This window comes from Micromonospora sp. NPDC004551, from assembly GCF_040609975.1.
In the GTDB taxonomy this organism is placed as follows: domain Bacteria; phylum Actinomycetota; class Actinomycetes; order Mycobacteriales; family Micromonosporaceae; genus Micromonospora.
The window spans coordinates 92,703-114,637 of the sequence record NZ_JBEXLM010000004.1; the positions used below are offsets into that span (position 1 = coordinate 92,703).

Below are 21,935 nucleotides of genomic sequence, written 5' to 3' on the forward strand. Positions count from 1 at the left end.
CACCCGCCACGACGACAATGGCCCCTGTGGAGAAGTACCCCGGGGGCGTCGAAGATGTGCAGGTGATCACTGACCGCCCGACCTCCGCGACTCCCGACCCCGAGCGGCACCGGCTCGCCCAGGCCGACGCCGGGGAGCAGGAGTGGCGCGCATGGGGTCCCTATCTGTCCGAGCGGGCGTGGGGGACGGTACGGGAGGACTACAGCGAACACGGCACGGCCTGGGACTACTTCCCCCACGATCACGCGCGGTCCCGAGCCTACCGGTGGAACGAGGACGGCATGGCGGGCGTCTGCGACGACCGGCAGACGTTCTGCTTCGCCCTGGCCCTGTGGAACGGGCGGGACCCGATCCTCAAGGAGCGGATGTTCGGCCTCGGCGGCGACGGCGGCAACCACGGGGAGGACGTGAAGGACTACTGGTGGTACGAGGACTCCACGCCGACCCACTCCTGGATGCGCTGGCGCTACCACTATCCGCAGGCCGCCTTCCCCTATGACGAGCTGGTCGCCGTGAACGCGCTGCGCGGCCGGGACGACACGGAGTACGAACTGGTCGACACGGGGATCTTCGACGACGACCGGTACTGGGCGGTCACCGTCGACTACGCCAAGGCGTCCCCGACCGACCTGTGCGTGCTGATCACGGTGGCCAACCGGGGCGACACCGACGACACCCTGCACGTGCTGCCGACCCTCTGGTTCCGCAACACCTGGGCGTGGGGGCTGCCCGGCGGCGACCGGGTGCCGAAGCTGACCGGCGCGGGGTCCCGGCTGGTCGGCGAGCACTGGGTGCTCGGCCAGCTCCTGCTGGAGGGCGACGGCGCGCCCACGCCGCTGCTCTGCGACAACGACACCAACGCCGAGCGGCTGTGGGGGCTGCCCGGGCGGTCGGCATACCCGAAGGACGGGATCAACGACCACGTGGTGGCCGGCGCGGCCACCGTCAACCCGGACCGGGAGGGGACCAAGGGCGCGCTGCACTACGTGCTGGACGTGCCGGCCGGCGGGCAGCGGCAGATCCGGCTGCGGCTGACCCGCACCGCCCCGCCGCCGGCGAGCATCCCGCCGCCCCCGGCTGACCTCGGCGACGGGTTCGACACGGTGCTCTGGGCGCGGCGCGCCGAGGCGAACCGGTTCTTCGACAGCGTCATCCCGGCCGCCGCGAGCGCCGACGAGGCGCTGGTCGCCCGGCAGGCCATCGCCGGGCTGATGTGGGGCAAGCAGTTCTACCACTTCGACGTGAAGCGCTGGCTGGAGGGCGATCCGGGCTCCACGCCGCCGCCAGCCGGCCGGCGGCACGGGCGCAACAGCGCCTGGTGGCACATGAACAGCTTTGACGTGATCTCCATGCCGGACCCGTGGGAATACCCCTGGTACGCCGCCTGGGACCTGGCCTTCCACTGCGTCACCATCGCCAGGGTCGACCCCGCCTTCGCCAAGGAGCAGGTGCTGCTCCTGCTCCGCGAGTGGTACCTGCACCCGAACGGGCAGATCCCGGCGTACGAGTGGGCGTTCGGCGACGTGAACCCGCCGGTGCACGCCTGGGCGGCGCTCAAGGTGTTCGAGATCGACGGCTCTCGGGATCACGAGTTCCTCGCCCGGGTGATGCACAAGCTGCTGCTCAACTTCACCTGGTGGGTCAACCGGAAGGACACCGGCGGCAACAACGTCTTCGAGGGCGGTTTCCTCGGGCTGGACAACGTCGGCCCGTTCGACCGCTCGGCCGCGCTGCCGGTGGCCGGGGTGCTGGAGCAGTCCGACGGCACCGGCTGGATGGCCATGTACGCGCTCAACCTGCTCGACATGGCCGTCGTGCTGGCCGAGCACGACCAGGCGTACGTGGACACCGCGACGAAGTTCTTCGAGCATTTCGCGTACATCGCCGCGGCCGCGTACGACCAGGGGCTCTGGGACGACGAGGACGCGTTCTTCTACGACGTGCTGCGGCAGGCCGACGGCACGAAGGTGCCGCTGAAGGTCCGCTCGGTGGTCGGGCTGCTGCCGCTGGCCGCCGTCACCCGGCTCACCGCGCGTACCGTGCACCGGCTGCCCGAGCTGGGCGCCCGGCTGCGCTGGTTCCTCACCAACCGCCCCGAGTACGCCGAGGTGATCGGTGCCCGCCGGCTCGGCCCGGACGGCCGGCAGCAGCGGTTGCTCTCCATGGTCGGCCCCGACCAGGTGGTGCGCCTGCTCGCCCGGATGCTCGACACCGACGAGTTCCTCTCCGAATACGGGCTGCGTACGCTCTCCCGCGCCCACCTGGACAAGCCGTTCACGGTCACCCTCGGCGGCCAGGAGTTCAGCGTCGGCTACGAGCCGGCCGAGTCGACCAGCGGCCTGTTCGGCGGCAACTCCAACTGGCGCGGCCCGATCTGGATGCCGACCAACTTCCTGCTGATCAGCGCCCTGCGCGACTACGCCGCGTTCTTCGGCGACGACCTCCAGGTGGAATATCCGACCCGGTCCGGGGTGAAGCGCACCCTCGACGAGATCGCCGACGACCTGTCGGCCCGGCTGATCTCGCTGTTCACCCGGGACGGGTGGGGGCGGCGGCCGATCTACGGGGCGGCCCAGCTCTTCCAGACCCACCCGGACTGGCGGGACCTGATCTGCTTCCCGGAGTACTTCCACGGCGACAACGGCGCCGGTCTCGGCGCCTGGCACCAGACCGGCTGGACGGCCCTGGTCGCCGACCTGATCCTCACCCTGCGGCGCTGACGGCGGGGCGCGACGGGATCGCCGCGCCCCGCCGGTCTCACGGGAGCGGGAGGAACGCCACCCGGGCGTGGTACTCGCCGGCCACCGTGACGGTGTCGCTGCCGACCCAGAGCCCCCGGTCGGTGGCGTACAGCTCCTGGGTGCCGACGCCCCGGTCCTTGGTCGGGTTCCAGGGCAGCGCCTTGCCGGTGGTCGGGTGGATCGCCCCGATCCCGGGCCGGGACACCGCGCCCGGTCCGGCCGAGTCGCGCCCGAGGGGGTTGTCCAGCCAGCGCTGGTGACCGCCGACGTAGACCGCCGCGCCGGTGATCGCCACCGACAGAAGCGTGTCGCCGCCGGTGTAGTTCGCCCAGGTCGGCTGCTTGCCGCCGGTCTCGGTGCCGAACTCGAAGCGGGACGCCGCGTCGCAGAGCGTGCCCGGGAACGCGGCGCCGGTGGTGACCGCCACGAACCAGGTGCCGTCCGCGGAGATGTCGACGCCCCGCAGGTAGGTGGGCATGGTCTTGGCGCACTGCGGCTGGTAGCGGTCGGTCGACCAGCCGGAGAGGGTGGCGCCCGCGTCGGTCAGGTTCGCCACCGCGAGCTGGTGGCGCGCCACGCCGGCGACCGAGCTGAAGTTGCCCACGAAGACGAGCCGGCGGCCGTCCGCGGACACGTCCAGCGCCTCGATCTTGACCGGTGCGGTGGCCCCGGAGCTGGTCTTCCGGGGACCTTCGACCCGCAGGTTGACCGACGCGTCGGCGGCGCCGGTGGTCGCGTTCAACGCGGCCAGGGCCCGGCGCGTCACCCCGCCGACGGTCTGGAACGCGCCGCCGAGGACCAGCCGGTTGCCGACCAGCCGCATGTCGTTGACCTGGTTGTTGAGCGCGGCGGGGGCGAACCCGGCGACCCGGGCGCCGGTGGCCGCGTCGATCCGGGCCACCCGCGGGGCGGCCACGCCGTTGACCGTGGTGAACGCCCCGCCGATGTAGAGCGAGCGGCCGTCCGGCGCGGCGGCGAGCGCTTTCACCGTGCCGTTGACCACGGGCCGGAACGTCGTGTCGATCCGGCCGGTGGTGGCGTCGAAGGCCACCAGCCGCGGCATCGCCAGCTGGGCGGTCTGCCCGGCGTTGCGGACCGTGGTGAACGAGCCGGCCAGGTACACGCGGTTGCCGATCTGCATGATCCGGTACACGGTCCCGTCGAGCGCGTGGGGGGTCCAGTCCACCGGGTTGGTACCCACCACCGTGGAGTGTGTGGCGTTGACCGCGAGGGCCGGGGACGGGGGGAGCGCACCGCCCGCGGCGGCGAGCGCGGCCAGGACGGCGGTGGCCGCCCTCCGGCGACGCCGGCGCCGGGCCGGGGTCGCGCGGGGATGATCGCGTGAGGTCGTCATCGCCGAAGCATGCCGCGCCGGCCCGGGTCGGCGCAGTCGGGTTCCCGCCGCTGGTCACCCGGCGTTCGGCCAGTCCGGACGGTCCGTCCGTCCGGTCTGGGATGATCTTGTCGGCCGATGCGGGGGGTGCCGGAAACCCGGCTGCCGTGGTGACCGGCAGGCAGTACCGTGTCCCGGTCCGGTACAAGGGGAGGGGTGCGCGAATGTCACAGCGCCGGGAGGCCGCGGTGCTGGTCTTCGATGCCGACGACACGCTCTGGGAGAACAACGTCCTCTTCGAGCGGGTGATCGACGACTTCCTCACCTGGCTGGACCATCCGACGCTGGACCGGTCGGAGATCCGGGCGGTGCTCGACGACATCGAGCGGGCCAACGCGGTCGCCCACGGCTACGGCAGCAAGGTGTTCCTGCGCAGCCTGGGGGAGTGCCTGGAGAAGCTGCGCGCCCGCCCGGCGACCGACCGGGAGCGCGCCGAGATCGACGACCTCGCGGCGGCGCTGGTCGGCCACCAGGTCGAGCTGATGCCCGGCGTCGCGGAGACCCTGGACGACCTGGCCACCCGCCACGAGCTGCTGCTGCTCACCAAGGGGGAGCGCGAGGAGCAGCAGCGCAAGCTCGACGCCTGCGGGCTGCTGCACCACTTCCGCGCCGCGCACATCGTGCCGGAGAAGAACGTCGACACCTACCGCTGGCTGACCCGGGAACACGCCTTCGACCCGGCGACCGCCTGGATGGTCGGCAACTCCCCGCGCTCGGACATCCTGCCGGCCCGGGCCGCCGGCCTGAACGCGGTCTTCATCCCCAACGAGAACACCTGGGTGCTGGAACACGACGAGCTGGACCCGTCCGACCCGGGGGTGATCCGGCTGGCCGCCTTCCCCGACCTGGTCCAGCACTTCTGATCCGGCCGGTAACGTCCCAGGCGTGCCGCTGACCTTCCCGTCGCACCTGGCGCCGGTGCTGCCGCTGAAGCTGTGGCGGCCGCACTGGTTCGACGGGGTGGCGCTGGCCACCGGCGCGGTCGCGCCGGACGTGGGTTACCTGTTCACCGGCACCGGGCTCGCGCTCGGACTGCGGACGCACACCCTCGGCGGGCTGCTCTGGTGGTGCCTGCCGGTCGCCCTCGGCTACGCCTGGATCGTCCGCCGGGTGATCGCCGGGATCGCCGTGCACCTGCCCGGCCAGCGGCTGTTCGGCTGGCCCGACCACGCCGCGCTGGGCGGCGTCCGGCACCCCTGGCAGGTCACCGTCTGCTCGGCGCTGATCGGCGCGTTCAGCCACGTCGTCTGGGACCGCATCACCCACAGCGACCGGTGGCCGCGCCTGCTCGGCATCGCCGACTTCCACGCCCTGACCGGGCTCTACTGGTGGCAGGTGGCGGACGTGGCGGGCACCGTCGGCGGCGGATTGCTGGTCGCCACCCTGGCGGTGCGCGCCGCGCGGCGGCATGAGATCTTCGACGGTGTACGACCGCCGGCGCCCCCGGCCCGGCCCGGCGTGTTCTGGGGGGTGGCCCTGGCGGTCACCGGCCTCGGGGCGGCGCTGCTGCCGGGCCTGCCGGCAGCCACCGTCGCGGCACCGGCCGGGGTGCGCCTGCTGCACCTCGCGGCGGTCGCGCTGATCGCCGGGGCGGCCGCCGCCGGAACCCTGACCGGGCCCCCGGCGGCCGGCGGGCGCAGCCGTCGCCTCGAACACCAACAGCGCTGGCCGGGCTGACCCTGTTACGCCGACATGCCGTATTTCAACGTTGGTATCAATCACATTCTCCCGGGCCCGCCGAACCTTGTCCGACCTGCGGGAACCTGCCTAACCTGAGCCCGCGTCCACGACTCTTCGGGGTGAGTCGGGGGCGCGCCGAAGTCCGGTAGTTGGGCACCGTGGAGCTGAGTGCAGGCGGGCCGGCTCGCCGTGTTGAGCCCGGCGTTGGCGGCGTGCCACGCCCGCCGTGCTCGCAACGGCGAAGACCGCTACCACACCGGACGGCTGGGGTCAGGACCGGGGAGTTGCGGACCCGGTCCTGACCCGTCCGGCCATCCCTTGAAGATCACCCGGGCGGGGCGGTGCGGACCATCGGCCACGTGCGAGGATCCTCCGCGTGAAGCCGACCAGGGCAGCCCGGCTGACCTCCCTGCCACCGCACGCGCGTCAGGTCGTCATCGTGACCGGCGAGGACTGGCGCACCACCCACGCCATGCTGGAGACGTACGACAGGGCCGGCGACGACTGGCGGCCGGCCCTGCTCCCGCTACCGGCCCGGATCGGCGCCGACGGGTTCAGCGACCGGCACGTCGAGGGCGTGCCGACCACCCCGACCGGCGTCTACGCCATCGGCCCCACCATGTACGGCATCGCCGCCGACCCGGGCGTCCGCCACCCCTACCACCGGGTGGCCGTCGACGACTGGTGGAACGCCGAGCCGGACTCCCCGCACTACAACAGCTTCCAGCGCTCGGCCGAGCAGTTGGGCGGGCAGAGCGAGGCGCTGTGGCGGGAGGACCCGGCGTACACCCACTTCGCGGTGATCACCTACAACATGCCGCCGACCGTCCCGGCCCCGGTGCCGCACGCCGGCAGCGGCATCTTCCTGCACCAGTTCAGCCGCGCCGAGGGCAACCCGACGGCCGGCTGCGTGAGCCTGTCCCACGAGCACCTGGTCGCGGTGCTCACCTGGCTGGACCCCGAGGCGGCGCCGCACGTCGTGCTCAGCCCGGCCGAGTGCCTCGACCGCTACTGACCCGCCCCCACGAGCCGCCAGGACCGCCTCCGATGGACACGATCAGCACCGGCCAGCCGCCAGCAGGCAACGACGCCAGCACCTGCTACCGGCACCCCAAGCGGGAGACCCTGCTGCGCTGCACCCGCTGCGACCGGCACATCTGCCCCGACTGCATGCGCGAGGCGCCGGTCGGCCACCGCTGCCCGGAGTGCGTCCGGTCGGACAACCGGACCGTCCGCCAGGCCCGCACCGTCTTCGGTGGCCGCCTGGTGGCCCGCCCGCTGGTGACGTACGCGCTGGTGGCCCTCATCCTGCTGGCCTACCTGGTCGAGCTGGTCCACCCGGCCGTCCTGGACCAGTTCGACAGCCTGGGCACCGGACTGGTCGACGACGCCGGCCAGCGCTACGTCGATGACGGCCTCGCCCACCCGGGGTACGAGCCGGTCGGGATCGCGCACGGCGAGTGGTATCGCCTGATCACCTCGGCCTTCCTGCACCTGCTGCCCACTCAGGGCGCCCTCGGCTTCCTGCACATCGCGTTCAACCTGTGGTGGCTGTGGGAGCTCGGCCGGGTGATCGAGGAGCGGCTCGGGCACGCGCGCTACCTCGCCGTCTACCTGCTCTCCGCGCTGGGCGGCGGGGTCCTGGGCTTCCTGGTCTCCCCGCACCAGGCGGCGGTCGGCGCGTCCGGCGCGGTCTACGGTCTGGCCGGCTGCTACGTGGTGCTCGCCCGTCGCCTGCACCACCATCCGATCGACCCGCAGCGGGTGCTCATCCCGTTCGTGATCTGGATGGTGCTCTCGGCCGGCTGGACCTCCTGGGAGGGGCACCTGGGCGGCCTGCTGGTCGGCGGCGTGGTCGGGCTCGGGTTCGCGTACGCCCCGGCCCGGCGGCGTACCGCCGTGCAGGTGGCGGTCACGGTGGCCGTCGCCGTGCTGCTCGTCGGGCTGGTCGTGCTGAAGTCGCTCGCCCTCACCGGCTGACGGCGCCGGTCCGTCCCGCAGTGGCGGCTGATCAGACACCGAAGTAGCCCGACGATAGCCGGCACCGTATCGGCCCTTCCTACCGTTCCCCGTATGAATCGTTCGTCCGTCCTTGCGCGGGTCCTCCGGGCCGGCGCTGCCACCGCGCTTCTTGGCCTGTCCGCCGTGCTGACCGTCCCCGGCGCCGCTCACGCCGTCGCCAACGGGACCGATGTCGCCGAGGGGCAGTACCGGTTCGCCACCAAGCTCACCATGACCGACATCCCGCGCGCCGACGGCACCACCTACGACAGCGCGTGCTCCGGGGCGCTCGTCGCCCCGCAGTGGGTGATCACCGCGGGCCACTGCTTCCACAACACCTCGGGCGCCCGGGTCAGCGGTGCGGTGCCGTACGCGACGACCGCCACCCTGGGCCGCGCCGACCTGTCCGCCACCACCGGGCACGTCGTCGACGTGGTGGAGGTCCGCCAGGCGTCCCGGCAGGACGTGGCGCTGGTCAAGCTGGCCACCCCGGTCACCGACATCGCGCCGCTCCCGGTGAGCACCACCGCACCCAGGACCGGCGCGATCCTGCGGATGACCGGCTGGGGTGCCACCAGTTCCGTCGACGCCACCCCGGCCACGCACCTGCAGACCGGCCAGTTCAAGATCAACAGGGTCGCCGGCTCGGCGGTGATGGTCGTGGGTTATGCGCCGGCGGCGAACACCAGCGCCTGCCTGTGGGACTCCGGCGCACCGTACTTCGTGGAGAACGCCGACGGCACCGAGGCGCTGGTCTCGGTGGAGTCCGACGGGCCGGCGTGCCCGCACTCCCAGGAGGAGACCACCGAGCGGGCCGACCGGCTCGCCGACTGGATCCACCAGACCGCGGCCTGACCCTCCGCTCGAACGACGCCGGTGGCGACCTCGCCACCGGCGTCGTTTCCGTTCATACGCCCCAGCGAGCGCTCCGAGCCAGCGTGACGTATCCGAAACATAGCTGCGCGTGTATGGCTCGTCCCTAGTTTCCTACCCACATGCTCCAGAGGACGGGGAGGACGACGGGTGAGACAGAGATTGCGAGGGCCACTGCTGGTGGCCCTGGTGCTGGCCCTGGTGGCCACGCTCGGCGGAATGGAGGCGCTCCGCCGATCCGCCCCGGAGCGGTCGTCGACCGCCTCGGCCGGCAACGAGGAGAGCTTCCTGGACCGGCTCGGCCGGGGCGCGCGGCAGCTGGTCAACGGCGGCCGCGCCAACGCCCCGGCCGAGGCGGTCAGCGCCGGCCTCTACGTGGCGCAGAAGCCCCCCGCCGGCGTACGCAAGAAGCCCGCCAAGCGGGTGAAGGAGCTGACCGGTCGGCGGACCGCCACCACCCGCGTCTTCGCGATGTCCGACGGCCGGCTCCAGGCGGAGATCTCCGCCGCGCCGCGCCACTACCGGGACGCCAAGGGCAACTGGCAGCCGATCGACACCACCGTCTCGCCCTCGACGGCGGCCGGTTTCGCCGCGGCCAACACCACCAACACGTTCCGCAGCCGGTTCGGTGCCTCCACAGCCAAGCTGACGCGCTTCGAGCTCGACGGCGAGCAGGTCACCCTCGGCCTGGCCGGCGCGCCGCGCACGGTGAAGCCGGTGCTAAGCGGCGACACCGTCACCTATCCCGGCATCGCCGACGGCGTCGACCTCGCATACGACGTGACCGCCACCGCGCTGAAGGAGCGGCTGGTGCTGCGCGGCCCGTCCGCGGCATCGGCTCTGACGTTCACCCTTGACGCGGGCGCGCTCAGGGTGGCCCAGCGCGACGACGGCTCGATCGAGTTCCGGTCCCCGGTCGACAACCGGGTGCTGCTGGTGATGCCGGCACCGTTCATGTTCGACTCGAAGGCCGACGCGGGCTCTCCGTACGGTTTCGCCTACAGCCAGAAGGTGACCCAGTCCCTGCGCGCTGACGGTGGCCGCTGGGCCATCGACGTGACGGCGGACAAGGGCTGGCTGGCGGACCCGAAGCGGGTCTTCCCGGTCACGGTGGATCCGACCATCAAGATCCAACCAACGCCGTCCCAGTCGATGGACGCGATGATCACCTCCGACTCGCCGGGGACGAACTTCGACGGCAACTGGCGACTGTCGGTGGGCACCACCACCTCGTCCAAGGCCCGCAGCCTGGTCAAGTTCGACCTGACCGGCATCCCGTCGAACACCACCATCGACACGGCGTCGTTGCAGATGTATTTCGACCAGACACACACGTCGGACGCCTATGACGTGCCGATCGAGGCGCGGCAGGTGACCGCACCGTGGCAGGAGGACGACGTCACCTGGAACTCGATCAACACGAGCATGGGCATCGGGGCGGCCACCAGTGTCACCGTGGACGACACCGACACGGCCAAGACGGCGATCAACGGGGACTGGCCGGCCTCCGGGAACACCGCCTACACCAAGTACGGCATCAACGGCACCTACAAGTCCAACAAGAACAACGTGGCGGGGGAGACGTTCACCTGGGTGCCCACCGTGCCCGAGGACGGCAACTACACCGTCGACGCGCACTACGTGACGGGTACCGACCGGTCGACGGCCGCGCGGTACACGGTCCAGTACGCGGGCGGCAGTGCGCCGAAGGACGTCAACCAGCAGGTCCCCGGTACGGCGGACTGGGCCACCCTGGGCACCTTCCCGTTCACCGCCGGCACCACCGGCCGGGTGGTGCTCGGCGACGCCGGGGTGTCCACCCAGGTAGCGGTGATCGCTGACGCGGTACGGCTGACCAAGGCCGGCGCGGTGAAGAAGGCCAACGAGTCCAGTGTCTGGCACAGCTACCCGGTGACGAACCTGGTGCAGTCCTGGGTCAACGGCACCGCCAACAACGGGTTCATGTTGAAGGCGGCTGACGAGACGAACCTCGGCCGCGGCGGCCCCCGATACGAGGCCGCCGAGTACGCCTACAACGGCGAGAACGAGAACACCCCCAAGCTGGTCGTCAACTACGGCAAGCCCGGGGTGACCCTGGAACCACCCACCAAGATCTACTCCACCGGCGCCCAGCTCAAGTGGTCCGGCTACACCGGTAACGACATCGTCGAATACCAGGTGCACCGGTCGATCTACCAGAACTTCACCCCATCGGCGGCCACCCTCGTCGCCCCGGTGGCGAAGAACGTCACCTCGTACACCGACACCACGGCCACCCCCACGCCGGTCGATTCGACCGACCCCTTCGGGCAGGTCTACTACTACCAGGTCGCGGTGAAGGCCGCGGACGGGTCGCTGATCGGCGCCCCCACGCAGATCGTCCGGTTGCCCCGCGCCGGCCGGGTGGTGCAGCTCATTCAGGGAGACGCCCGGGACACCACGCTGTCCTCCAGCGAGCCGAACACCGGGCACGACGTGCTTGCCGGCAACCCGTGGCTGATGGTGGGCAACAACTCGGGCACGTACGGCAAGAGCCGGGCGGCGGTGGCCTTCCCCGACGTGTCCACCATTCCCGCCGACGCCCAGGTGCTGGATGCGGAGTTCGACATGTGGTCGGTGACGACCCCGACCCCGGCCGGCGCCACGTACGAGGTGCACACCCTCAACACGCCCTTCGACGAGGCGACAGCCTCCTGGTCGAAGGCCGACGCCGCCACTTCCTGGACCGCGGGCGGTGCCTACGATCCCGCCGTCCCGGACACCGTCACCGGTAACACGGACGACCCGGCGTGGCGGCTGTGGCGTGTCAAGGACGCCGTGCAGAGCTGGGTCAACGGCACCAAGGCCAACAACGGCTTCCTGGTGAAGGTAGCCAACGAGACCAGCCCGGCCGAGCGGACCATCTTCCTGTCCAGCGAGGCCGCCGAGCCGCAGCTGCGACCGAAGCTGGTGGTCACCTACATCGAACCGACGCCGGCGAGCACCTACTACGCCCCGGACCTGCCGCAGGGGCTCGCCCCGGGCAGCACCAACACGGTCCCCGTCACGGTGACCAACCCCACCACCGGCACCTGGCGGGCCGGCGACTGGCAGCTGTCGTACCGGTGGGCGCGGGCCGACGGCACCCGGACCGACGAAACGGCGCAGGCGGTCACCGCCCTGCCCAAGGACGTTCTGCCAGGCGAGGCGGTCACCGTATCGGCGGCGCTGACCGCGCCGGCGTCCACCACCGAGGGCAACAAGCGCACCGACTACGTGCTCCGGTGGGAGCTGTACAACAAGACCAGCAGCAAATGGCTGTCCGAGGTGAGCCCGATCGCCTCGCTGGACCAGAACGTCGCCGTCGTCGAACCCACCTCCGACCAGCTCGGCCTGGAGAAGTTCTACTCCTACGCGGGCAAGAACACCGGCGCCGGCGGCACGCTCATGAACAACCTGTACGCCGGCAACAGCGTCTGGTCGTACAACGCGTTCAGCAACCCGGGACGCGGCCTGTCGACCTTCGTCCGGCTGGCCTACAACTCCCTCGACACCAGCGACACGGTCGCCGGGTACGGCTGGTCGCTGCAGGCCTCGTCGATGATGCGGCTGGGCAGCCCGCTGGACTTCCACCCGAACCCGAACCCGAGGACGGTCACTCTCACCGACGGTGACGGCACCACCCACCGCTTCACCCTGAACGACCAGACGGGGGAGTGGACCAGCCCGAAGGGCGTACACCTCTACCTGCAGAAGGTCACCAGCCTCGACTGCAAGCCGAACACCGAGGAGCCGCGGGCCTGGCGCCTGACCAAGCCGGACCGCACGCAGTTCTACTACGACTGCGAGGGCTTCCTCACCAGCACGGTCGACAACAACGGCAACGAGATGTCCTTCACGTACGAGGAGCGGCGGTCGAACAACAAGCCGACCAAGTTCCTGAAGTACATCACCGACCCGGCCGGCCGGACGACGCTGACCCTGGACTACTACGCCAAGGGCCAGACGTACGACTACATCGACGACACCACGTGGGCCAAGGTCCGGGCCACCGGCGGCCTGACCAATCCCAAGATCATCGACCACGTCTCGCAGATCACCGACATCTCCGGGCGGAAGCTGACCTTCACCTACACCGACAAGGGTCTGCTCGGTGAAATGATCGACGGTGCCGGCTCGACCAACGGTGCGCCGAAGACGTTCAGGTTCGCCTACGACATGACCCAGGGCAACAAGAACGTCAAGCTCGTCAAGATCACGGACCCGCGCGCGAACGCTGCCCAGTCCTCCTACGCCACCACGCTGTCGTACAACTATCCGCAGGCCGGTGACGACCCGAAGTTCCACTGGACCACCAAGTCCTACACCGACCGGCTCGGCAAACTGACCCAGTTCGGCTACGTCGACCCGGACGGACCGCAGGGTACCGAAATCAACACCACGGTCACGGACGCCGAGAACCACACCACCCGTTACCAGCAGGACGGCTACGGCCGCCCGTACCAGGCCACCAACGCGAAGAACCAGGTCACGAAGCTGGGCTGGGACGGCGAACACAACGTCACCACGCTGACCGAGGACAACGGCGCGGTGTCGACGTGGAACTACGACGCCAAGACCGGTTACCCGACCGAGATCAAGGACGCCGAGGCGGTCAGGAACGGCTGGCCGGGCACGACGCTGACCTACCAGTACCAACTGAATGGATACGTCGCCGACCTGGTCAGCAAGACCAGCCCGAAGGGCCGCAAGTGGACCTTCGGCTACGAGGCCGACGGTGACCTGTCCTGGGTGGTCGACCCGATCGGCAACACCACGACTGACCCGGACGACTACAAGACCACCTACACGTACGACGCCTGGGGTCAGATGCTGACGGCGACCGACGCCAACGGCAACGGCACCAGCTACGACCGCTTCGACCCGAACGGCTACCCCCAGACGATCGCCGACGCGGACCAGAAGCAGACGACGTTCGTCTACGACGCACGCGGCCAGGTCCTCAAGGTGACCGATGCGCTCACCCACGACACCACGCAGACCTACGACACGTTCGGCCGTCCGCTGGAGAACAAGGTCGGCAGGAATCAGGGCGCCGATGACTGGATCATCACCCCGGCGCCGACGTACGACGCGAACGACAACGTCACGGCGTCGACCGCGCCGAACGGCGCCGTCACGACGGCCTCCTACGACGAAGCCGACCAGCTCACCTGGACCAAGGCCCCGGTGGACGTCGCCGGCGACCCGGAGCGGAAAACGTCGTTCACCTACGACAAGGTGGGCAACCTGCTCACCACCACCGAGCCCAAGGGCAACCTGACCTCGGACGCCGGTGACTACGTCACCACCAACGGCTACGACGAGGTCTACCAGCTCACCTCGGTGACCAACGCCAAGAACCAGAAGATCACCTACGAGTACGACAACGTGGGCAACGTCGTCACGGTGGTCGACCCGCGCAAGAACGCCACGGCCGACACCACCGACTACACCACCAAGCTGGCGTACGACTGGGCGCACCGGGTTACCAAGAGCACCGACGCGCTGGGCAAGTCCACCAGCAGCACCTACGACCGTGACGGGCTGGTCACCGCGACCACGGACCAGCTCGGCAACACCGCCGAGGTCACCCTCGACCCCCGTGGCAAGCCGACCGAGGTCAAGGTGCCGCACAAGAACCTCAACGGCACCATCACCTACCGCATCACCCAGTACGAGTACGACGAGGTCGGCAACCAGACCAAGGTAATCAGTCCGCGGGGTGTGGCGACGCCGGCCAACGAGGACGCGAACGACTTCGCCACGGTGACCGTCTACGACAAGCTCAACCGGGTCAAGGAGACCCGGAGCGCGTACGACCAGGACGACAGCCGTTACAAGACGGCGGATGTCACCACCTACCAGTACGACGCGGTGGGTCGCCTGACGACCCTGTCGGCGCCCCCGTCGGCCGGGCAGACGGTCCGCAACGACACCACGTACACCTACTACGACAACGGCTGGACGAAGTCCTCGTCCGACCCGTGGGACATCGTCACCTCGTACGACTACGACGATCTCGGGGCCCAGACGGCCCGGACGGTCACCTCGGCCGGCGGGTCGTCGAACAGGACGATGAGCTGGTCGTACTTCCCGGACGGCAAGCTCAAGTCCCGCTCAGACGACGGCGTGCCGGTCGGCAAGCAGGTCGTCCTGGTCGACAACTCCGAGTTCAACAACGCATCGGCGACCGGGACGTGGACCGTCGCCAATTCGGCCACCGGCAGGTACGGCACCGACTACGCCACCCGGCCCGCAGGGACCGGTGCGAACACGTTCACCTGGAAGTTGAACGTGCCGCAGTCGGGCACGTACGAGGTGTTCGCCCGCTACCCGCAGGTGACCGGGGCAGCCACCGACGCGAAGTACACGATCAGCCACGGCGGCGGCAACACCCCGAAGACGGTCAACCAGAGCACCAACACCGGGACCTGGGTGAGCCTCGGCTCGTACAGCTTCACCGAGGGCAACAGCCACAAGGTGTCGCTGTCCGACCAGGCGACCGGCACGGTCGTCGCCGACGCCGTGAAGCTCGTGCGGGACAACACGGGCGAAGCCGACAACGAGAAGCACGACTACCGCTACCGCTACGACCCGAACGGCAATCTGAAGACGATCACGGACGCCTCGCCCGGCGCCCGGGTGGACGACTACTCGGTGGTCTACACCGACCTGAACCAGGTGCAGACCGTCACGGAGAGCAAGGGCGGGACGCTCACCAACACCACCTCGTTCACCTACAACGAGAACAGCGCTCCGCTGACCACCACCCACGACAAGCAGTACGCCGGCTACACCTACGACCCGCGTGACCTGGTGTCGGAGGTGGTGAACGGCAAGTCCGCCACGGACCCGGGCAGGAAGACCAGCACCTTCACCTACACCGATCGCGGCGAGAAGCTGCGGGAGACCAAGGGCAACCGCAACACCGTCGACTACACCTACTACCTCGACGGCCTGCTGAACACCCAGGTGGAGAAGAAGCCCAACGCGACGGTCGTGTCGGAGCACACCTACACCTACGACCTGAACGGCAACCGCACCCGCGACGTCGCCAGGAAGATGAACGCCGACAACCACTCGGCGTACCTCAACACCACCAGCGACTACACCTACGACCCGCGGGACCGCCTGGCCACCCTGACCAAGACGGGGGACGGCGCGGGCACGGAAACCTACGTCCACGACGCCAACAGCAACGTCATCGAGCAGACCCTCAAGGGCACCACGACGACGTTCAACTACGACCGGAACCGGCTCCTCACCGCCAGTGCGGGTGGCGCGACCTCGTCGTACAACTACGATCCGTTCGGGCGCCTCGACACGGTGACCGCCGCGGGCACGGTTCTCGAGCGCAACGTCTACGACGGGTTCGACCACGTCATCGAGAACCGCAAGAACAACGGCACGAGCACGTCGACGACGAAGTACACGTACGACCCGCTGGACCGGACCGCCACCAAGACCACCGACGCCGGTGGCGCGAAGGCGAAGACCACCACCTTCAACTACCTCGGCCTGTCAGGCGAGGTGCTGGATGAGGAGGTCGCCGGCAAGCTCACCAAGTCCTACCAGTACTCGCCGTGGGGTCAGCGCCTGTCCCAGATCACGCACAAGGACGACGGCACCCAGGAGAACGCCTACTACGGGTACGACCCGCACACCGACGTCGAGCAGCTGACCGACGACACCGGTGACACGAAGGCCACCTACGGATACACCGCGTACGGCAAGAACGACGACGCCCAGTTCACGGGCATCGACAAGCCGGACGCGCAGGATCCGACGAAGGAGCCGTACAACGCGTACCGGTTCAACGCCAAGCGGTGGGACCAGAGCTCCCAGTCGTACGACATGGGGTTCCGCGACTACAGCCCCGGGCTGAACCGGTTCCTGTCCCGGGACAGCTACAACGGCGCCCTGGATGACATCGGACTGAGCCTCAACCCTTGGACGGGCAATCGCTACGGCTTTGGCGGTGGCAACCCAATCAGTGCCATTGAAATCGACGGCCACAACTTCCTGACTGATGCCGCTAGTGGAGCGTGGGGGGCGATCAAGGGCTTCGCTAGCGATACATGGAGTGGGCTCCAAGGGGCAGCCACTTACATAGGAGATAATTACAAAGAAGCCGGTGGCGCCGTAAAGGATGCCGCGAACGGTGACTTGGAGAGCGCTGCGAAGCGTGGTGGTGGTGTAGTCCTCAACACGGTGACTACCCCCTACAAGACCGCGTGGGGGCTGTTGTCTGACGTTGGCACCACCTGGTGGGGTGGAGTGCAGGCTGCAGCCAACGGGGACGTCGAAGGGGTCGCTCACGCCGGCACGAAGAATGGCTTGACCCTTCTCTCGACGTTCGTTGGCGCTAAGGGAGCGGGCAAGCTTGCTGGAGGGCGCGCCGCCGCCGGAGATCTGGCCCGTGAGGGTGTCCAAAGACCTTCGATGCCTCGCACCATGGGAAACGCGCCAAGTCTCAACCCTCAAGCGTATGTGGAAGGTATAGCGCGGCATTTCCGCATCAACCTTCGCGGATCCGGCCAGCGGATCTCCGTCCTGTACGACGAAAGCCTTCCCGCCGGGCAGTTCGGTGTGACAAGGCCTGCGGAAGGCGGAAGGGTGGTTAGGATTGGGCCAACGGCGATCATGGGAGGAGATGCGGCAACGGCGAACACAATCGCCCACGAGGTCAGCCATGCCAGAGACTTCCTCAGGGGTGGGCCTCACAAGCCGCACGGCGATGATCGTCCCTTTGATATAGGGAACCAGACCCCCTATGGTTCTGGCAACGCCTTGGAGGCTTGGTGGTTGGGATTGCTATGAAGGAATGGTCTGACATCAAGGATCCACACTGGAGCGAATGGCGGAGGGCGTTTAACGAGGCAAGAACCGTAGATGTTGACGGGAATTGTCCGGTCTGCGGCGAGGCTTGTCTGCACCTGTTCTATGTCCTCGGCAGGGAGTCCGAACGTTCGCTCGGAGGAGAGAGGTTCGTAGGAACTGGAGCACGTTGGGAGTGGTGTTCCAACTGTAAGAGCTATGCCTACATGCCAGATGGATTGGTGCCTGCGTGGTGGCAGCCGCCCTTTGAGGTTTCCCGGTCGGCGCTGAATTACTATCCGGATCCGAACCCTGGTCCCCTCGAGGAGGCGAGGCGCCGGTACATCGGAACTGATCGCTAAGTGCTGCACGTCTGGGGGTGGTGCCGATGGCGCCACCCCCAGTTTGGCTACCTCGTGTTCACCTTCAGACCGGGCCAGTGGGCTGAGCCTGGCCTGCCGCCGAATTGCAGTGCCGGACGTTTGCCCGGTGCCCAGGGCGGAGGCGGCTGCGCCTCGGATGCCCACCACATCGGCCGCATGGCTGCCCGCCGATGAACCGTTGGCTGATCACAGCACGCCAACCACTTCTTAGGATTCGCAGCGAGAATGGTTCGACCTGATGGGTGATCGCCTGGCTGAATCGCCGCCGCTCCGCAGCGTCGGCGTCCTTCTTTTCATTACGGGGACACGCTGTCCCACGAATTGACCTTCCTCACTTTCTCTGCAATGCAGTCCTCCTTGTTGCGTACATGGACAGTCGCCTAGCGTGAGCAGCGCTCGTGGCCGACGGGGAGGCGCACATGGAGATTGAGGTCCGGTTACTTGGCACGATGGAGCTGTGGGTCGACGGCCAACAGCTCACACCTGGCGCGATGAAACGCCGTACAGTCCTTGCCGGCCTGGCCCTGGAGGCCAACCGGCCCGTGTCCCTGCCCGGCCTTGCCGGCATGGTGTGGTCCGACCCGCCCTCGTCCGCGGTGGCGAACCTTCGCTCGCACGCCGCCGCCCTCCGCCAGGCGGTGGGGGACCGGCTGCTCGCGCGGCCCCAGGCGTACGAGCTGCGACTCGGGCCGGGCGAGCTCGACGTGACCGACTTCCAGCGGCTCGCCGAGGCGGGCCGTTCCAGGTTGGGAGAACGCGACCCGGCTGGCGCCATCGACGCGCTGACCGCGGCGATGAACCAGTGGCGCGGGACGGCCGGTGACGGGCTGTCTCGCGGCACCCTGCTGGACAATCACTGGGCGACCCTGGAGGAGCAGCGGCTCCAGGCCTCCGAGGACCTCGTGGACGCCCAGCTCGCGATCGGCGCACACAGCGAGGTGCTGCCTCAGCTCCGCCGCCTGCTCTCGGCTCACCCGCTGCGGGAACGGAGCTGGGGGCACCTGATCGTGGCGCTCTACCGCCGAGGCGATGTGCCCGCGGCGCTCGTCGCCTACCGGGATGCGCGAGCGGCCCTGCGGGACCAACTGGGCATCGAGCCGGGGGAGGAGTTGCAGCGCCTGCACCGTGCGGTCCTCGACCGTTCGCCTGAGCTGTCGCAGGAGACGCCGTCCGCCACGGTGACGGTCCGGAGGGATGTGCAGCGGTGGGACCGCCACGCTGTGCCTCGCGAGCTGCCGCCGGCTCTGGGGGCGTTCGTCGGACGGACGAGGGAGCATGCGGAGGTGATGGCCGCCCTGTCCGGTCGGGCCTCGGCCGCCACGGTCGTCAGCGGAGCGGCCGGCAGCGGCAAGACCGCGCTCGCGGTCCGGGCAGCGCACGACATTGCCGCCCACTTCCCCGACGGCCAAGTCTACGTCGACCTGCACTACCAGCCGTCCTTCAGCGGGGACGAGGTGCTGGCTCGGGTGCTCCGGGCGCTCGGCGTCGACGGTGCGGCGATCCCTGAACGGGCCTGCGAACGGGCCGGCCGCGTGCGGTCGATCATGGCGGAGCGCCGGATCCTGATCGTGGCGGACGGCGTCGCCCACGCCGCCCAGGTACGCGGGCTCGTCCCGGCCGGGCCCGGCTCGGCGCTCATCGTGGTGACTCAGCGCCATCTGCGCAGCCTGGATGGCGTACACCGGGTGGATCTCGGTCCCATGCCGCTCGAGGACGGGCGGGCGTTGCTGGTTGCGCTCGGTTGCGCTGAGCGGCTGGCGGCTGCGCCCGTCGCCGCCGGCGAACTGCTCCGGCTCTGCGGCGGGTCACCGTTGGCCCTGCGTATCGTCGCGTCCCGGCTGGCCGCGCGGCCGGCGGTCGCCCTGGCCGCTCTGGTGGCGGAACTGCGCGATCCCCGCCGCCGGCTGGACCTGCTGGCCGACGACGACCTGTCGATGCGGCAGCGGATCGACCTCGGATTCGCGGCCGCCCGCGCCGACGACGAGCTGGTCGGACACGTGTTCGCGCTACTGGGCGGCGAGCCGGAGACGGTGCTGCCGCCGGAGTGCACCGCGGCGCGGCTGGGCGTACCGCCCGAGCGGGTGTGGCAGGCGCTGGAGCGGCTGCTCGACGCCCACCTGGTCTACCTGGACGTCTCCGGCGGGTACCGGCTTCCCCCGTTGGTCCGGGACTACGCGGCCGAGCTGGCTGAGATGCCCGCGCTGCACCCGTTGCCGACGTGGCGGGTGGAGCCGACGGCGGACCCGATGGCGGCGGGGGGCCGGCGGGCGGTGCCGTGCTGAGCCGACGGCCGGTCGTCTCGATCGCATTGCGGCGGAGTTGAACCGGACAGACGGAACCGACCGCGCCGGCTGGCCGGCGCGGTCGGTTCCGCGTGCCTCAGGAGACCTCGCCGCGGACGATCGCCACGGCGACCCGGCAGAACTCGTCCATGTCCGGGTTGAACCCGGCGGCGATGTCGGGGTGGAGGCCGGACCGCGTCTCGTCGAGCAGCCGGCGGCACACCTCCTCCACGGGCTCGCCCGCGTAGCTGCCGCGGACCCGGTCGGCGGCCGCCTGCAAAGCCGAGGTCAGCTGATCCTCCAGCGGGCCGCGCAGCTTCTGCTGCACAGGATCGAGCCCGCTCGGGTCGAGCGTGACATGTGGCTCCGACATCGGCGCTCCCTTCGTCGGCGACCGCGGTACCCCACCGCGGTCGTCGGTCAAACCATCCTCGGTATTGCCGCCACCCGGACCTGGTATGAGAAGTCCTCTGCGGGCTCCTCGACGTAGGACAACCGGCGGATCTGCCGGTCGTCGGACCAGAGGGCGACGTCGACCAGCACCCCGAGGTGGGCCAGGCCGATGTTCGCGACCCGCTTCTTGTCCTGGAGCACGGCGCAGACCCCGCCCAGCAGGGTGCTGGCGTCGGAGGTGCGATGCCCGGACGGGCAGCGCAGGGTCACGTCCACCTCGATGGGACCGGCGAGCGGGGTCCACCCCGTGCGCTGAGCCGCCGTGCAGGCGGCCTGGAGCAGGGCGCGGACCCTCGTCGCCTGCCGGTGCCCGGCGGCGAAGATGGACAGGGCCTCGGTCTTGACCGGGGGCAGGCCGCTCACCTCGAACGTCAGGGCGAGAGCGCGGGTGTCCTGCACGACGGCACCTCCTTGTGGGGATCCTGCCCAACCGGTGGGATCGCAGAAGGGGGTTCGCGCGAGAACCAACCGATCGGACGGGCTGGGGGTCGGCCGGAGGCGTATCGACTTCGACGGCGACGCGCTGGCTGCGGAGCTACGGAAACGCTAGTCCACCGGGCGCACGCTGGGTAGTCTCGCCGCTCACGGAGTGGGACGGGCCGGGAAGGCGCAGAACTCGTTGCCCTCCGGGTCGGCCAGCACCCACCAAGACGTCGCCGGGGTGGGCTCGCGCAGCAGGGTGGCCCCGGCGGCGATCAGCGGCGTGACCTCGGAATCGGTCAGCTCCACGTCCCAGTGCACCCGGTTCTTCACCCGCTTGCGCTCGGGCACGGGGTCGAAGACCCAGTGATCCCACGGGAAGCCCGCGGCGCCCACCACCGACGTGGCGCCCTCGGCGTCGGTCTCGACCCGGCCGCCGACCACCCGCGCCCACCAGGCGGCCTGCGCGGCCGGGTCGGCGCTGTCCACCACCAGCTCGAACACGCCGGGCCGGGCGCCCTCGCGCGGCGCGAACGCGCAGAACTGGTTGCCCTCCGGGTCGGCGAGGACCCACCAGCTGATCTCGGCGTCCGGCTCGCGGACCAGGCGCGCGCCGGCGGCCAGCAGCACCTCCGGCTCCGGGGCGGTGAGCCGCAGGTCGAGGTGGACGCGGGTCTTGCCGGTGCGCGGCTCGGGCACCGTGTTGACCCAGATCGACTCGGCCTTCGACGCGGCGGTCCGGGGGTCGATGCGGGCGTCGCCGTCGCCGGTGTCGACCAGCTCCCCGTCGAGGATGCCGGCCCAGAAGCCGCCGAGCCGGCGGGCGTCGGTCGCGTCCATGCAGAGATCCTTGAAGCGCGCGATCATCCGG

At 69.8% G+C, this 21,935-nt stretch carries 12 protein-coding genes; 8 read left to right on the forward strand and 4 right to left on the reverse strand.

All coding sequences use genetic code 11. The annotated features are described in order from the left end of the window. Positions 1-17: 17 nt before the first annotated feature. Positions 18-2,720, forward strand: a complete 2,703-nt coding sequence (locus tag ABZW14_RS07200; RefSeq protein WP_355341163.1) for a glucosidase — start codon at positions 18-20, stop codon at positions 2,718-2,720. Between the two features lie 37 nt (positions 2,721-2,757). Here ABZW14_RS07200 and ABZW14_RS07205 read toward each other — a convergent pair whose 3' ends face one another. Then, positions 2,758-4,095 carry a hypothetical protein gene (locus ABZW14_RS07205; RefSeq protein WP_355341166.1) on the reverse strand — a complete coding sequence of 446 codons (1,338 nt, stop codon included), beginning with the start codon at positions 4,093-4,095 and terminating at the stop codon, positions 2,758-2,760. A gap of 203 nt (positions 4,096-4,298) precedes the next feature. On the opposite strand from ABZW14_RS07205, the gene ABZW14_RS07210 reads away from it, so the two are divergent. From ABZW14_RS07210 to ABZW14_RS07240, 7 genes are all read left to right on the forward strand, one after another. Next, the gene (locus tag ABZW14_RS07210) at positions 4,299-4,997 is read left to right on the forward strand and encodes an HAD family hydrolase (RefSeq protein ID WP_355341169.1); all 699 of its coding nucleotides are present in this window, start codon (positions 4,299-4,301) and stop codon (positions 4,995-4,997) included. A gap of 22 nt (positions 4,998-5,019) precedes the next feature. Beyond that, positions 5,020-5,811, forward strand: a complete 792-nt coding sequence (locus tag ABZW14_RS07215) for a DUF4184 family protein (protein WP_355341172.1) — start codon at positions 5,020-5,022, stop codon at positions 5,809-5,811. 379 nt (positions 5,812-6,190) lie between these two features. Next, complete coding sequence (locus tag ABZW14_RS07220) at positions 6,191-6,829, forward strand: L,D-transpeptidase family protein (protein ID WP_355341175.1); 639 nt, start codon at positions 6,191-6,193, stop codon at positions 6,827-6,829. Positions 6,830-6,861: 32 nt separating this feature from the next. Continuing rightward, positions 6,862-7,794, forward strand: a complete 933-nt coding sequence (locus ABZW14_RS07225) for a rhomboid family intramembrane serine protease (RefSeq protein ID WP_355341178.1) — start codon at positions 6,862-6,864, stop codon at positions 7,792-7,794. A 93-nt stretch (positions 7,795-7,887) separates the two neighbouring features. Then, positions 7,888-8,670 carry a trypsin-like serine protease gene (locus tag ABZW14_RS07230; protein ID WP_355341180.1) on the forward strand — a complete coding sequence of 261 codons (783 nt, stop codon included), beginning with the start codon at positions 7,888-7,890 and terminating at the stop codon, positions 8,668-8,670. A 168-nt stretch (positions 8,671-8,838) separates the two neighbouring features. Continuing rightward, entirely contained in the window at positions 8,839-17,529 is an 8,691-nt protein-coding gene (locus ABZW14_RS07235) for a DNRLRE domain-containing protein (protein WP_355341183.1), read from the forward strand. Between the two features lie 871 nt (positions 17,530-18,400). After that, entirely contained in the window at positions 18,401-20,191 is a 1,791-nt protein-coding gene (locus ABZW14_RS07240; RefSeq protein ID WP_355341186.1) for a BTAD domain-containing putative transcriptional regulator, read from the forward strand. 97 nt (positions 20,192-20,288) lie between these two features. Here ABZW14_RS07240 and ABZW14_RS07245 read toward each other — a convergent pair whose 3' ends face one another. From ABZW14_RS07245 to ABZW14_RS07255, 3 genes are all read right to left on the reverse strand, one after another. Beyond that, complete coding sequence (locus ABZW14_RS07245; RefSeq protein ID WP_355341189.1) at positions 20,289-20,564, reverse strand: hypothetical protein; 276 nt, start codon at positions 20,562-20,564, stop codon at positions 20,289-20,291. A 47-nt stretch (positions 20,565-20,611) separates the two neighbouring features. Continuing rightward, entirely contained in the window at positions 20,612-21,043 is a 432-nt protein-coding gene (locus ABZW14_RS07250) for a hypothetical protein (protein ID WP_355341192.1), read from the reverse strand. Positions 21,044-21,226: 183 nt separating this feature from the next. Next, positions 21,227-21,904: a VOC family protein gene (locus ABZW14_RS07255; RefSeq protein WP_355341195.1), complete on the reverse strand. Its 678-nt coding sequence runs from the start codon at positions 21,902-21,904 to the stop codon at positions 21,227-21,229. Positions 21,905-21,935 lie beyond the last annotated feature (31 nt).